This window comes from Dyella koreensis, assembly GCF_044904565.1.
GTDB classification, from domain to species: domain Bacteria; phylum Pseudomonadota; class Gammaproteobacteria; order Xanthomonadales; family Rhodanobacteraceae; genus Dyella_D; species Dyella_D koreensis.
In genome coordinates, this window is record NZ_JADIKD010000012.1 from 20194 (window position 1) to 33583 (window position 13390).

Annotated in this window: 11 protein-coding genes and 1 tRNA gene; 10 read left to right on the top strand and 2 right to left on the bottom strand. The window is 64.8% G+C overall.

Features of this window, described 5'->3' with window-relative positions:
• The first annotated feature begins 294 nt into the window (after nucleotides 1–294).
• From ISS97_RS15475 to purF, 7 genes are all read left to right on the top strand, one after another.
• Entirely contained in the window at nucleotides 295–2247 is a 1953-nt protein-coding gene (locus ISS97_RS15475) for an acetyl-CoA hydrolase/transferase C-terminal domain-containing protein (RefSeq protein WP_379983716.1), read from the top strand.
• A 139-nt stretch (nucleotides 2248–2386) separates the two neighbouring features.
• Nucleotides 2387–2791: a ketosteroid isomerase-related protein gene (locus ISS97_RS15480; protein WP_379983715.1), complete on the top strand. Its 405-nt coding sequence runs from the start codon at nucleotides 2387–2389 to the stop codon at nucleotides 2789–2791.
• A 2-nt stretch (nucleotides 2792–2793) separates the two neighbouring features.
• Nucleotides 2794–3390 carry a GNAT family N-acetyltransferase gene (locus ISS97_RS15485; protein WP_379983714.1) on the top strand — a complete coding sequence of 199 codons (597 nt, stop codon included), beginning with the start codon at nucleotides 2794–2796 and terminating at the stop codon, nucleotides 3388–3390.
• A gap of 19 nt (nucleotides 3391–3409) precedes the next feature.
• Entirely contained in the window at nucleotides 3410–4675 is a 1266-nt protein-coding gene (gene folC / locus ISS97_RS15490) for a bifunctional tetrahydrofolate synthase/dihydrofolate synthase (protein WP_379983713.1), read from the top strand.
• Nucleotides 4676–4752: 77 nt separating this feature from the next.
• Entirely contained in the window at nucleotides 4753–5814 is a 1062-nt protein-coding gene (locus ISS97_RS15495) for an SPOR domain-containing protein (protein ID WP_379983712.1), read from the top strand.
• 20 nt (nucleotides 5815–5834) lie between these two features.
• The gene (locus ISS97_RS15500; protein ID WP_379983748.1) at nucleotides 5835–6476 is read left to right on the top strand and encodes a CvpA family protein; all 642 of its coding nucleotides are present in this window, start codon (nucleotides 5835–5837) and stop codon (nucleotides 6474–6476) included.
• An 18-nt stretch (nucleotides 6477–6494) separates the two neighbouring features.
• Complete coding sequence (gene purF / locus ISS97_RS15505) at nucleotides 6495–7970, top strand: amidophosphoribosyltransferase (protein WP_379983711.1); 1476 nt, start codon at nucleotides 6495–6497, stop codon at nucleotides 7968–7970.
• Nucleotides 7971–8012: 42 nt separating this feature from the next.
• On the opposite strand, the gene ISS97_RS15510 is transcribed toward purF, so the two are convergent.
• Entirely contained in the window at nucleotides 8013–8390 is a 378-nt protein-coding gene (locus ISS97_RS15510; protein ID WP_379983710.1) for a VOC family protein, read from the bottom strand.
• 99 nt (nucleotides 8391–8489) lie between these two features.
• Here ISS97_RS15510 and ISS97_RS15515 point away from each other — a divergent pair, with 99 nt between their 5' ends.
• Nucleotides 8490–9293, top strand: coding sequence for a ferritin-like domain-containing protein (locus tag ISS97_RS15515; RefSeq protein ID WP_379983709.1), 804 nt, complete (start codon nucleotides 8490–8492; stop codon nucleotides 9291–9293).
• A 61-nt stretch (nucleotides 9294–9354) separates the two neighbouring features.
• On the opposite strand, the gene ISS97_RS15520 is transcribed toward ISS97_RS15515, so the two are convergent.
• Nucleotides 9355–9431 (bottom strand) — tRNA-Pro (locus tag ISS97_RS15520).
• 163 nt (nucleotides 9432–9594) lie between these two features.
• On the opposite strand from ISS97_RS15520, the gene hisS reads away from it, so the two are divergent.
• A complete protein-coding gene (gene hisS / locus ISS97_RS15525) occupies nucleotides 9595–10968 on the top strand; it encodes a histidine--tRNA ligase (protein ID WP_379983708.1) in 1374 nt (457 codons plus the stop codon).
• A 383-nt stretch (nucleotides 10969–11351) separates the two neighbouring features.
• On the top strand, nucleotides 11352–13241 hold the full coding sequence (locus tag ISS97_RS15530) for an HAL/PAL/TAL family ammonia-lyase (protein ID WP_379983707.1): 1890 nt from the start codon (nucleotides 11352–11354) through the stop codon (nucleotides 13239–13241).
• The last annotated feature ends 149 nt before the right edge of the window (nucleotides 13242–13390 follow it).

Below are 13390 nucleotides of genomic sequence, written 5' to 3' on the forward strand. Positions count from 1 at the left end.
CCGATGTCTGGCACTGGAAAAGGCGCAGCTACAGAGCACACCGCCTGCTCTTCAGGCCATTTCTCTTTGGTTACTTTCTCTTTGGGCCAGCAAAGAGAAAGTAACCCGGACCGCGGCAGCGGTTCGGAAGCCCGCGGCAGGCGAGCCCGGTCGCGACAACGCGACAACCGGAGCGCACCGCTCTGGATTCCGGCCTTCGCCGGAATGACGAAGTAGGGAGGGAACTACAGAAGACAAAACTCCCTGAAGCGCCAGTCATGCACCCCCGATCACCCTTCTGTCATGATCCCCCGCATGCCGCCAGAGCAATGTCACACCGACACCGAGGCCTGTGCCCAGCACATCGCCGAACGACTGGGTCCCGACCTGCGCATAGCTGCGCCACTCGGGTTGGGCAAACCCCATGGCCTGCTCAACGCGCTTTACCGGTTGACCAAGGCCGACTCCTCGCGATCGATGACGCTGTACACCGCGTTGTCGCTGACGCGGCCACGGCCGAAGTCGGGTCTGGAGGCGCGTTTTCTGCAACCCTTTCTGGACCGCCATTTCGGACGGGACGCGGAAGACCCGCAGTACGCCGTCGACCAGGCCCGTAACGCACTGCCGCCAAACGTAGCGGTCCACGAGTTCTATATGCAGTCCGGCGCGCTGCTGCATTCGGGCAGTGCGCAGCGCAATTACATCAGCCAGAACTACACCCATGTCGCACGCGACCTGGTGGTGCAGGACATCAACCTGCTGGTGCAACTGGTGGCGCGGCGCGAGACACTGCAGGGCGTGCGCTACAGCCTGTCGTGCAACCCGGATCTGACCCTGGATTTTCTCGATAAGGCGCAAGCTGCCGGCAAGCCGCGTCCGTTGTGTGTGGCGGTAGTGCATCCGGACCTGCCTTATCTCACCGGGCACGCCGAGGTAGCCCAGGACTTCTTCGATCTTGAACTGCAGCCCGAAGCGATAGCTCCGCTGTTCGCCTTGCCGCGACAGCCGGTGGATCTGGCGGAGTACGCGCTGGGCTTGCATGCCAGCGCGCTGGTGCGGGATGGCGGCTGCCTGCAGATCGGTATCGGTGCCCTGTCCGATGCCCTGGTGTACGCGCTGCTGCTACGTCAGCACAACAACGTGAACTGGCGGCGCGGTCTGGTCGCCATCGATCCGCGTGGCGCCACGCATGCGCTGGCGACCCGCATGGGTGGCCTCGCGCCGCTCGAAGCGGGTTTGTACGGCGCGAGTGAGATGGTGATGGATGGCTTCATGCACCTGCAGCGCGAGGGCATTCTCAAGCGCCGTAGCTGGGACAACCTGGCGCTCGAGCGCGCAGCCTCCAGCGGGAGGCTGTCCGGCCAGGCGCCTGGCGGGCACTACCTGCGCGGTGCGTTTTTTCTCGGCACGCGCGAGCTGTACCAGTGGCTGCATGACACCGAGGCGGCCGATCCGGATGCGATCGACATGTGCCGCGTCTCCAACGTCAACCAGCTCTATGGCGACCATCAAGCGCTGGCCAGTCTGCAGCGGCGTGGCGCGCGTTTCTTCAACACCTGCATGATGGCGACTCTGTTCGGCGCTGCGGTGTCGGATGGCCTGGAGGACGGCGCCGTAGTGAGCGGCGTCGGCGGGCAGTACAACTTTGTAGCGATGGCTCACGAGTTGCCCGATGGCCGCTCCGCGCTGCTGTTGCGCGCCACGCGCAAGGTGCGCGGTACGGTGGAAACCAATATCCGCTTCAACTATGGCTACACCACGATCCCGCGCCATCTGCGCGATCTGTTCGTCACCGAATACGGGGTGGCGGATCTGCGTGGCAAGACCGACAGCGAATGTGTCGAGGCCATGCTGGCGATCTGCGATGCGCGTTTCCTGGATGCGCTCTGTGCCGAAGCCAAGGCCAACGGCAAATTGGCAGAGGATTTCCAGATCCCCGAGAAGTGGCGCCGCAATCGCCCCGACGCGCTGCGCGAAGCGCTGGCGCCGCTGGAGCGTAAAGGCCTGTTGCCGCGCTTCCCGTTCGGCAGCGACTTCACCGAGGTGGAGCAGCGGCTGCTGCCGGCCTTGAGCTGGCTGCAATTGGCCAGCGCTTCCTGGCGCGGGCGTTTCACTCTTGCACGGGCCATGCTGCAGCGTGGCTCCGCAGTTGATGGTGAAGCGGAGGCCCTGGTGCGCATGGGGCTGGTGGGGCAGGGGCCGTTGAGTGAGCGCTTGCAGCGGAGGTTGGTACAAGTCGCCCTGCGGCACGTCGCGCCTAAAGCGTAGGAGCCCACCCTGTGGGCGAAAGCGGCCCATCAGGGCCGCCTCTTGTGATGGCCCGCGGCCACGCTGCGCGTGGCTTTCGCCCACAAGGTGGGCTCCTACATTAAGCTTCGCAGCCCCTGTCTTTATTCGGTGCCTTGTGATGTCAGATGCGGTGGCCTTGATCGAGCGTTACTACGAGGCGTTCAACCGTGGTGACTGGGGCGCGATGCTGGCCTGCCTGACCGACGACGTGGCGCACGACATCAATCAAGGTGGCCGCGAGACCGGTCGTGATGCCTTCCAGGCGTTCCTTGGCCGCATGGAACGGAGTTACCGCGAGCAATTGCGCGATATCGTGGTGATGGCCAGTACCGATGGCCAGCATGCCGCGGCCGAATACGTCGTGCACGGCGAATATCTGGCGGATGACGAAGGCCTGCCGCCGGCCCAGGGACAGCGCTATGTACTGCCGGGCGGAGCCTTCTTCGATATCCGCGATGGCCGTATTGCGCGCATCAGCAACTACTACAACCTCAACGACTGGATTGCCCAGGTCGGCGGTTGAGCGTGGCGATCCGGGTCATCACCTGTAGCGGCGAGGCGGTGACGCCTTATCTCGGCGACCTGGCGCGGCTGCGCATCGAGGTGTTTCGCGACTACCCCTATTTATATGAGGGCGATGCGGCATACGAGCAGCGTTACCTGACGGCCTATGCGCGGTCACCGCGCAGCGTGTTTGTGCTGGCGCTGGATGGGGATGCCGTCGTGGGGGCTTCCACCGGTATTCCACTGGCCGACGATGGCGATGCGTTCCACCAGCCATTCCTGGAACACGGCATGCTGCTGAGTGACGTTTTCTATTTCGGCGAATCGGTGCTGCTGGATGCTTATCGCGGCCAGGGGCTGGGACATCGGTTCTTCGATGAGCGCGAAGCGCACGCGCGACACCTGGGCGGATTCCGCTGGACAGCGTTCTGCGCGGTCGAGCGCAATCCGGATGATCCGCGGCAGCCTGAAGGTTACCGCTCCAACGACACGTTCTGGCGCAAGCGCGGCTATCAACGCCAGGACAACATGTTTTGCACGCTGGATTGGAAGGAGCGGGGAGATGATGCGCCCAGCGTCCACCGCCTGCGTTTCTGGTTGCGTCCGCTGGACGCCTGATCGATCGAAAGGGACTGCGATGTCACGCACGCTGGCCGAATGGCTGAGTTATCAGGAGCACGTCAATGTACGCAGCATCGAGCTGGGTCTCGATCGCGTGGATGCGGTATGGCAGCGCATGGGCGGCGCCGCGCCGGCGCGTCATGTCATTACCGTAGGTGGTACCAATGGCAAGGGTTCCACGGTGGCAATGCTGGAGGCCGTGCTGCAGGCGGCGGGGCGTCGCGTGGGCTGCTACACCTCACCGCACTTGCTGCACTACAACGAGCGCATACGCATCGACGGCCGCGACGCCAGCGATGAGGCGCTGATCGCCAGCTTCGAGCGGATCGAGGCGGCGCGTGGCGATCTGCTGCTGACGTACTTCGAATTCGGCACGCTGGCGGCACTCGATCTGTTCGCCCGCGCCGATCTCGACGTGGCGGTGCTGGAAGTCGGGTTAGGCGGACGCCTGGATGCGGTAAACATCATTGATGCCGACGTCGCGGTGGTCACCACAGTCGATCTGGATCATATGGATTGGCTGGGCCCTGATCGCGACAGCATCGGCCGTGAGAAGGCGGGCATTGCGCGGGCAGGGCGACCGGCCATCGTGGGTGAGCTCGATCCGCCTGCCGGCCTGCTCGATGCGCTGGCCGCGAGCGGTGCGCAGGTGGAGCGGGCGGGTACGGATTTTCACTGGGAGCGCGAAGCGAGTGGCTGGCGTTGGCAGCACCGCGACGGCATCGCTTTGTCTTTGCCTGATCCCAAGCTCGTGGCGCCAGTGCAATACGCCAATGCGGCCGCGGCGGTGGCCGCACTGCACGCGCTGCGCAAGGTGTTGCCGATCGAGTCAGCGGCGTTCGAGGCTGGCGTGCGCACCGCATTGGTCTCCGCGCGCCTGCAATCGCTGGGTGGCGACCCGGCCCTGATCGTGGATGTCGGCCATAATCCGCAGGCGGCGCGTGCGCTGGCCGAATGGCTGGATGCGCGTCCGGGCGGACAGGTGCATGCGGTCTACGGTGCACTGGCCGATAAGGATGTGGCTGGTGTGATCAGGGCGCTTGGCGCACGTGTCCATCACTGGCATCTGGCTGGACTGGAGCGAGATACGCCCCGTGGCCTGCCGGGTGAAGCGCTGGCGGAAGAGCTGCAACTGGCGTTGCCGGAAGCGCGTTTCGCCGTGCACGCCGACGTGCATGGCGCGTTGGAAGCCGCGCGTGGCACGGCGCAGCGAGGCGATCGCATCCTTGCGTTCGGTTCGTTTTTCGTCGCCGCGGCGGTACTGGCTGAATCACAGTCCTGACGATTTGCCGTGATTGGTCCCTTGGGCGGGTATAATCCCGCCCGTTTCGTGTTGCGCCTGTCGCCTTGGAGTCCGTCTTGAAAACACGTCTGCTGGGTGCCGCCGTTCTGATTGCGCTGGCGGTCCTGTTCGTGCCGATGTTCTTTTCCAGTACCCCACCGACGGCGGGTGGCGATGAAACGGTGAGTCTGGCGATTCCGCCGGCGCCGGATCGCGACCTGCAAACCAAGACCATGAGCCTCACGCCGGGCGTTGCGCCGTCTTCCACGGCTGCCGCCGCGCCGAAGCCGGCCGTGACCGGTGCCGATCAGCCCGTTGCGCCGGGTGCGGCACCCGTCAGTTCCGATAAGCTGGCCACCGTGAATATCGGCTCCAACCGTCCGCGCGACGTGGAAACCGATCCGGCCGCAGGCCAGAAGCCTGACCCCACCACGGTGAGCAACGGCAGTTCGCCGGCCCAGCCGGTGATCCCGGTCCAGACCAAGCCGGCAGCGACGCAGCCGGTGATTCCCGCCCAGACCAAGCCTGCCGCCGACAAGCCGGCCGCAACGGCGGCAGCTGCACCGACGCCGGCCTTGCCAGCGGCTACCGCCGCGCATGGCCAGTTCTCGCTCAATCTCAGTGCCTACGCGTCGACGACCAGCGCGCAGAGCCTTGTGCAGCGCGTGCGGGGCCTGGGTTACCCGGCTTCCAGCCGCGCGATCAATCAGGGCGGCAAGCAGCTGACCCTGGTCACGGCCGGTCCTTTTGAATCCCGCGCCGCGGCGGAAGCTGCGCGCCTGAAGATCACCCAGACCATTCCCGGTGCGCCGGCGCGCCTCGAAGGCAGTGCCAGCACGCCGGCCCAGGACGATGCTCCGGCGGCTGCACCGGCAACGGCCGCCGCCAAGCCGGCCGCGCGAGCGGGCGGCTGGGCGGTGCAGGTGGCGGCGATGGGTAGCCAGGCCGATGCCAATGCGTTGCGCGACAAGCTGCGCGCCAACGGCTTCGACGGCTATGTGGATACCGTGAACGCCAACGGCAAGCAGTTGTGGCGCGTGCGCGCCGGCCCGCAGACGCAGCGCGACGATGCAGTGCGCGTGCGTGACCAGATCAAGACCAAGCTTGGTCTCGGCGGCAACGTCGTCAGCGCGCCCTGACTGTACCGATGGCCACGACCGTGAACTGGACCGACTACATCATCATCACGGTCGTCGGTCTGTCGGTCTTGATCGGCGTGTGGCGCGGCCTTATTTCAGAGGTCATGGCGCTGGGGATCTGGATCCTGGCGTTCTGGGTGTCCTGGACCTTCGGGCCGAGTGTTTCGACCTACTTCGAGCATAAGATCGACCTGCCTTCGGCACGTATCGCCGTGGGCTATGGCACCTGCTTTGTCGCCGTGTTGATCGGCGGTGTGCTGGTGCGTTTCCTGATCGGCCGGCTGATCGAAGGTACCGGCCTGAGCGGTACGGATCGATTGCTGGGCATGGTGTTTGGCTTTGCGCGCGGCATCTTGCTGGTGACGCTGATGGTGTTTCTGCTGGGTTTCACCGCGTTTACCCGCGATCCGTGGTACCAGCAGTCCGTGTTATTGCCGCAGTTCAAGGGAGTGGCTGCGTGGCTCGGCGAAAGGGTGCCGGACAACGTGAAGCGTTATCTGCAGCCGTCCGCCGTGCTGGATCATCTGCCATCGATGCCTGCCATGCCGTCTTTGCAGTCCTTGCCGGCGTTGCCGGCGATGTTGCCAGGCGCCGCACCCGCGCCGGCACGCAGCTCCCAGGCGCCCGCGACGACCGGCGCGGCGCCCGCAACGAATCTCTAGCTATAGGCAACAACAACCATGTGCGGAATCATCGGCATTGTCGGTACCACCGAGGTGGCATCGGCCCTCTATGACGGCCTGACGGTGCTGCAGCATCGCGGGCAGGATGCGGCCGGCATCGCCACGGTCGACGGCGCGCGCCTGCGTCTGCACAAGGGCAACGGCCTGGTGCGTGATGTGTTCACCCAGGGCGCGATGAGCGGCTTGCGCGGCCGCATCGGCATGGGCCACTGCCGTTATCCCACGGCGGGTTCGGAAGGGTCTTCCGAGGCGCAGCCGTTCTACGTGAACTCGCCCTATGGCATCGCCTTCGCCCACAACGGCAACCTGGTCAACACCGAGACCCTGCGCCGCGAGATGTTCGAGGACGACCGCCGGCACATCAATACGGATTCCGATTCCGAGGTGCTGCTCAACGTGCTCGCGCACGAGCTGCAGATCCAGGACCGGATGGCGCTGACGCCCGATCACATCTTCAAGGCCGTGGCCGGCGTACATGCGCGTGCGCGCGGCGGTTATGCCTGCCTGGCGCTGATCCTGGGCTACGGCCTGCTGGCCTTCCGCGATCCCAACGGCATCCGTCCGCTGGTGCTGGGTGAGCGCGTGACCGCCGAGGGCCGCGAGTATGCGGTGGCTTCTGAGTCGGTGGCGCTGGATATTCTCGGCTTCAAGCGCCTGCGCGACGTGGCGCCGGGCGAAGCGGTGTTCATCAGCGACGACGGCCAGCTGTTCACCCGCATGTGCGCCGAAGCCGCGACGCACGCGCCGTGCATCTTCGAGTACGTCTACCTCGCACGGCCGGACTCGATGATCGAGAACGTCTCGGTCTACAAGGCACGCCTTCGCATGGGCCAGAAGCTGGCCGAAAAGATTCTGCGCGAGCGCCCCGACCATGGCATCGACGCGGTGATCCCGATTCCCGATACCGCCCGCACCGCCGCCAGCGCGCTGGCCGAAGCGCTGGGCGTGCCGTTCCGCGAGGGTTTCGTCAAGAACCGCTACATCGGCCGTACCTTCATCATGCCGGGGCAGGGCGAGCGCGTGAAATCGGTGCGCCGCAAGCTCAATCCGGTGGAGCTTGAGTTCCGCAAGAAGAACGTGCTGCTGGTGGATGACTCCATCGTGCGCGGCACCACTTCGCGCCAGATCATCCAGATGGCGCGCGAGGCTGGCGCGAAGAATGTGTTCTTCGCTTCCGCCGCACCGCCGGTGCGCTACCCCAACGTGTACGGCATCGACATGCCGGCCGCCTCCGAGCTGGTGGCTTCCGGCCATAGCGAGCAGGAAGTGGAGAAGATGCTCGGCGCCGACTGGCTGATCTATCAGGATCTGCAGGACCTGATCTGGGCCGTCCAGGATGGCAACGAGCAGCTGAAGCAGTTCGACGCTTCCTGCTTCAACGGCGAATACGTGACGGGCCTGGACAAGACCTATCTCGAACAGATCGAGATGCTGCGCTCCGACGACGCCAAGGCTGCGCGCCGCAGCGCATAAGTCATCGCAAGACCGGGAAGTATGCGCTGGCGGACTTCCCGGTCAGCGGATGTTGTGGCCGATGTGCCACAGCACACCGGTCGGGTCGATCAGATGAAAATCGCGTATGCCCCACTCGCGATCGTCGGGCGAGTTCATGCGCACGCCATGCGGGCCGTAGGTGCTGAGGATGTCCTTTTCCATCAGGCGCCGATGCCACGCATCCGCGTCGTCGACCAGCAGATGCATCATGAAGTTGTTGGCGTGCGCCTCGTTGTAGAAGTTCTGCAGCAGAAAGCTGCATTCGCCGAGCGCGAAGTACGCCACGCCCTTGAAGTCTGATTTCTCCTCGAAGCCCACGTCGGCGTAGAAGCGCCGCGACAGGTCGTAGTCGCGTGCCGGGACGAAAGCCTTGATCTCGACGGCATGCAGGCTGGGCATACGTCATTCCTTTGAGGAAGCCAGGAGCGCGACTATGCGCGCCCATCCTGGCCGGGTGCAATGCGGGCCTGTCGTCCGGCCGGCGCTACACTTCACCGCATGACCGATCTCCATCAAGCCGCCAGGCGCTGCCTCGACGCCAGCGAGCCGGCCGACAAGCTTCGTCTCACGCACGCGACCTGGCAGGCCTTCCTTGCCGGCGAACTTCGCCCGAGCGAGGACTCGCCTCCGCCCGAGCCCATCGCCGCGCCTGGCCGTCCGCTTCGTCCGCTGCTGGTGCCTTCGCGACAGGTTCCGCATCGCGGCCTGGGCACGCCGGAAGGTCGCGCGGCACTGGTGCATGCGGTGGCGCACATCGAGTTCAACGCGATCAACCTGGCCTGGGATGCGGTGTACCGCTTCCGCGGCAAGCCCGATGCGTACTATCGCGACTGGGCCAGTTGCGCCAACGACGAAGCGCGCCATTTCGCCATGCTCTCCGCGCGGCTGGCCGAGCTAGGGCATGCCTACGGCGACTTCGACGCCCACAACGGCCTGTGGGAAATGGCCGAGAAAACCGCCCATCACGACACTGCACGCATGGCTTTGGTGCCGCGCGTGCTGGAGGCGCGCGGGCTGGACGTCACGCCCGGCATGATCGAGCGTCTGCGCAGCGTCGGCGATGAAAGGACGGTCGACATCCTCGAAGTGATCCTGCGCGAAGAAGTGGCCCACGTTGCCGCCGGCACGCGCTGGTTTCGCCACTGCTGCGAGCGCGATGGCATCGACCCGCGCGACACTTTTCTCGACCTGCTGCGTGACTATATGGGCGCCAGCCTGCGCGGTCCGTTCAACCGTCCGGCACGGCTGGAGGCGGGGTTTGATGAGGAAGAGCTGGAGCGGCTCACGGCGCTGGCGTTGTAGCGGCAAGCCCTGAGCCTGGGCACAAAAAAGCCGGCGCTAGGCCGGCTTTTTTATCGAATTTTGGTCGGGGTGACAGGATTCGAACCTGCGACTTCTACGTCCCGAACGTAGCGCTCTACCAGGCTGAGCTACACCCCGTGGGAGCCGCGTATCTTAATGGCCCTTTTCAGGCTTGGCAACAGGTGCGTGTGTCCGAATCGCCCTGATCGGTCCGAGGAGCGGGTGGCCTTCTGCTAACCTATGCGGCTATCGCTGCGCCCAGCGCGCATAGGTCGTTTTCCCTTTTAAAGCTGAGGATTTCATGGCGCTCACCCCGGCCCGCACCATGCCCGGTGTACTCGAATTGCTCCCGCTCGACCAGATCGCTTTCCAGCGCATGCTCGACGTGATTCGCCGCAACTACGAGCGCTTTGGCTTTCTGCCGGTGGAGACGCCGGTGATCGAATATTCGGACGTGCTGCTGACCAAGACCGGCGGCGAGACTGAGCGTCAGGTGTATTTCGTGCAGTCCACCGGCGCGATGGAGCAGGGCGAGAAGCCGGACATGGCGCTGCGCTTCGACCTGACCGTGCCGCTGGCCCGCTATGTGGCCGAGCACGAGCATGATTTGTCGTTCCCGTTTCGCCGCTATCAGATGCAGCGCGTATACCGCGGCGAGCGCGCGCAGCGCGGCCGTTTCCGCGAGTTCTATCAGTGCGACATCGATGTGATCGGCAAGGACAGTCTGTCGGTGCGTTATGACGCCGAACTGCCGGCCGTCATCTATAGCGTGTTCCGCGAGCTCAACATCGGCGCCTTCACCATCCAGCTCAACAACCGCAAGCTGATGCGTGGTTTCTTCGAGAGCCTGGGCGTGGTCGATGCCGAGCAGCAGACCCTGGTGCTGCGCGAAGTGGACAAGCTGGACAAGCGTGGCGCCGATTACGTGCGCGACACGCTCACTGGCGAAGCCTTTGGCCTCAGCGCGGATGTCGCTCAGAAGATCCTCGATTTCGTGCAGGTGCGTTCCACTTCCTTGCAGGATGCCTTCGACAAGCTCGATGCACTCGGCGCTGGTCCGGAGTCTATGGAGCAAGGGCGCGCCGAGCTGAAAGAAGTGCTGGGCATGATCCGCGACTTCGGCGTGCCGGAATCGCATTTCGTGCTGAATCTCTCGATCGCGCGCGGGCTGGACTACTACACCGGCACCGTCTACGAGACCACGCTCAATGACTACCCGCAGATCGGCTCGATCTGTTCGGGTGGTCGCTACGAGAACCTGGCCGGCCAGTACACCAAGTCCAAGTTGCCTGGCGTAGGTATTTCGATCGGTCTGACCCGTCTCTACTGGCAGCTCCGCGACGCCGGCCTGATCAGCACCGCGCACAGCACGGTGGATGTCCTGGTGACGCAGATGGATGAGGCGCAACTGCCGGCTTACCTCGCGCTGGCGGGAGAGCTGCGCGGCGCCGGTATCGCCACCGAGGTGGTGCTGGAGGGCGGCAAGCTCGGCAAGCAGTTCAAGTACGCCGACCGCGCCGGCATCCGCTTCGTGGTGGTGCTGGGCGAGGACGAGCTGGCCAAGGGCGTGGTTACGGTCAAGGATCTGCGTCGCGAAGACCAGTTCGAGGTGGCCCGCGCCGATCTGATCAAGACGCTGCGCGTCGAGTTGGCCCAGGCCGAAATCGGCGCCTGAGCATGGTGATTCGAGGGGAGGTATGTAGCGGGTGAAGTGCTCACTCGTTGCTAAGAGCCTGCTCCCTATCTTTTCGTGGCCCGCGTTGAGTGTCGGCGGGCGTCAGGTGGTGGAGCGTGGCGCAGCGCCTGGCTGGCTGCCAGGCCAAGCCGCGCGCCGCCGCATGGCGCCCGCCGACACTCAACCCGAAGGGCCGGGTCTGTTTGCGCTCCAGCCGGCGTCATCGCTCGGTCGTGTACGGACGTACACTCCCTCCCTCTTCCTTGGCTGGTGCGCAAGCAGATCCCGGCGCGGGCTACGAAAAGATAGGGAGCAGGCTCTTACTTCCCCTTTCTTGTTCTTGTGTTCTCCTTCCCCATTCAACGCATTCTGGATACGCAGGCATGACGGCAAAGACGGTGCTTCTCGACGGCAACAGCCTTACCCGCGAACAATTGGTCGCGGTGGCGCGCCAGGGGCTTGGTGTAGAGCTGGACAAGGCGCAGCTTGTGCGCGTGCAGCGCGCCGCGGATTTCCTGGCCGACAAGGTCAGTTGCGGCGAGCCGACCTACGGCGTCACCACCGGCTTCGGCAGCAACGCCGACAAACTGCTGGGCGCACATCGTCTGCGCGACGAGTTGCCGGGAGGGCATCCTGACAAGCCGGAAGGCACGTTGCTCGACGAACTGCAGCACAACCTGATCATCACGCACGCAGTCTGCGTCGGTAAGCCGTTCGCCGAGGAAGTGGTGCGCGCCATGCTGGTGATTCGCATCAACACCTTGATGCGCGGCCATTCGGGCATCCGCGTCGAAACCCTGCAAGCACTTACGGCGTTGCTCAACAGCGGTGTGGTGCCAGTGGTGCCGGAGAAGGGCTCGGTGGGCGCTAGTGGCGATCTCGCGCCGCTTTCGCATCTGGCAATCGTGCTGCTCGGTGGCGGTGAGGCGTTCTACCAGGGCGAGCGGATGCCTGGCGCTGAGGCGCTGGAGCGAGCCGGTCTGTCGCCGATCCGCCTGTCCTTCAAGGAAGGCCTGGCGCTGAACAACGGCACCGCGCAGATGCTGGCCACCGCTGCGCTGGCGTTGGATTCGCTGGAATACCTGCTCGACACCGCCGACCTGGCTGCTGCAATGACGCTGGATGCCTTCGCTGGCCGCAGCGGCGCGCTGCGTCCCGAGGTGCATGCGCTGCGTCCGCATCCGGGGCAGGTCGAAACGGCAGGGCATGTGCGTGAGTTGCTCGAAGAGAGCACCCTGGTTGATATTCCTTATCACCTGGTGCCGCGCTTCAAGCAGTGGACGGCCGAGGCCTGGGAGCAGCCGGAGGATCAGGCGCTCAGTTTCGACATCGGTTGGGATTGGGTGCCGGCCAACCAACGTCATGGGCGCGAAGCGTTCTATAGCCGCTTCCTGCCGTTCCGTGGCGGCAAGAAGCATCAGCCGCAGGACGCCTACTGCCTGCGCTGCATGCCGCAGGTGCACGGCGCGGTGCGCGATGCCTGGGCGCAGGCGTGCCGGGTGATTGATATCGAACTCAATGCGGTCACCGACAATCCGTTGATCTTCCCAGAGGCGGAGGGCGCACAATTCATCGAAGAGCAGGTGATCTCGGCCGGCCATTTCCACGGCATGCCGCTGGCGCTGGCGATGAGCTACGTCAAGGCAGCCATCCCGGTACTGGCTTCGATCTCCGAGCGCCGCCTCAACAAGCTGGTCGACCCGGCTACCAACGATGGCCTGCCGGCGTTCCTCACCGGCAACGAGGATGGCACCGATTCCGGTTTCATGATCGTGCAGTACACCGCGGCGGCCCTGGTCAATGATCTGGCGACGCGCGCGCATCCGGCCAGTGTGTATTCGGTGCCGACCAGTGCGAATGCCGAGGATCACGTCTCGATGGGTGCCAACGAGGCGCGCCACGTGTTGGAGATGATGGAAGACCTCAGCCACGTGATTGCGCTGGAGTTGTACACCGCGGCGCAGGCGCTGGATTTCCGTCAGGCCATGCTCAATGCGGCCCGCCGCCTCGCGGCGCGCGGCGATTGGAAGGCGCTGGCCGGCAAGATTGCCAACGCGCCGCGCGAGGATCATCCGCATTACCCGCAGTTCGCGGCTGAGGTGCAGCAGCTCACTGCGGCGCTGGCTGGGGTGGGCGATTTCCACGCGGGTACTGCGGTGCGCAAGGCGCATGATGTGATTCGCGGGTATATCGATTTCATGTCGCGGGATCGGGCGATGGATGGGGATGTGCGGGTGGTTTGTGAGTTGGTGGGGCGGAGGGCGGTTCACTGAATTTGCTCGCGCTTTTCTCCCTTTGGTGAGCTGAAGGGGGTTCTGTGGGAGGGGGAGGCGAGTTCGGTCCTTGCGATATCCCTCCCAGTTCGTCATTCCGGCGCAGGCCGGAATCCAGTAGTGGTGCGCCTCGGTTGTCGCGTTATCCC

Bases quoted from the DNA above. Each gene is read 5' to 3' on its own strand.
- ISS97_RS15510 (WP_379983710.1), bottom strand. From the start codon at position 8,390: ATGCCCAGCCTGCATGCCGTCGAGATCAAGGCTTTCGTCCCGGCACGC.
- purF (WP_379983711.1), top strand. From the start codon at position 6,495: ATGTGCGGAATCATCGGCATTGTCGGTACCACCGAGGTGGCATCGGCC.
- ISS97_RS15480 (WP_379983715.1), top strand. From the start codon at position 2,387: ATGTCAGATGCGGTGGCCTTGATCGAGCGTTACTACGAGGCGTTCAAC.
- ISS97_RS15515 (WP_379983709.1), top strand. From the start codon at position 8,490: ATGACCGATCTCCATCAAGCCGCCAGGCGCTGCCTCGACGCCAGCGAG.
- ISS97_RS15530 (WP_379983707.1), top strand. From the start codon at position 11,352: ATGACGGCAAAGACGGTGCTTCTCGACGGCAACAGCCTTACCCGCGAA.
- hisS (WP_379983708.1), top strand. From the start codon at position 9,595: ATGGCGCTCACCCCGGCCCGCACCATGCCCGGTGTACTCGAATTGCTC.
- folC (WP_379983713.1), top strand. From the start codon at position 3,410: ATGTCACGCACGCTGGCCGAATGGCTGAGTTATCAGGAGCACGTCAAT.
- ISS97_RS15475 (WP_379983716.1), top strand. From the start codon at position 295: ATGCCGCCAGAGCAATGTCACACCGACACCGAGGCCTGTGCCCAGCAC.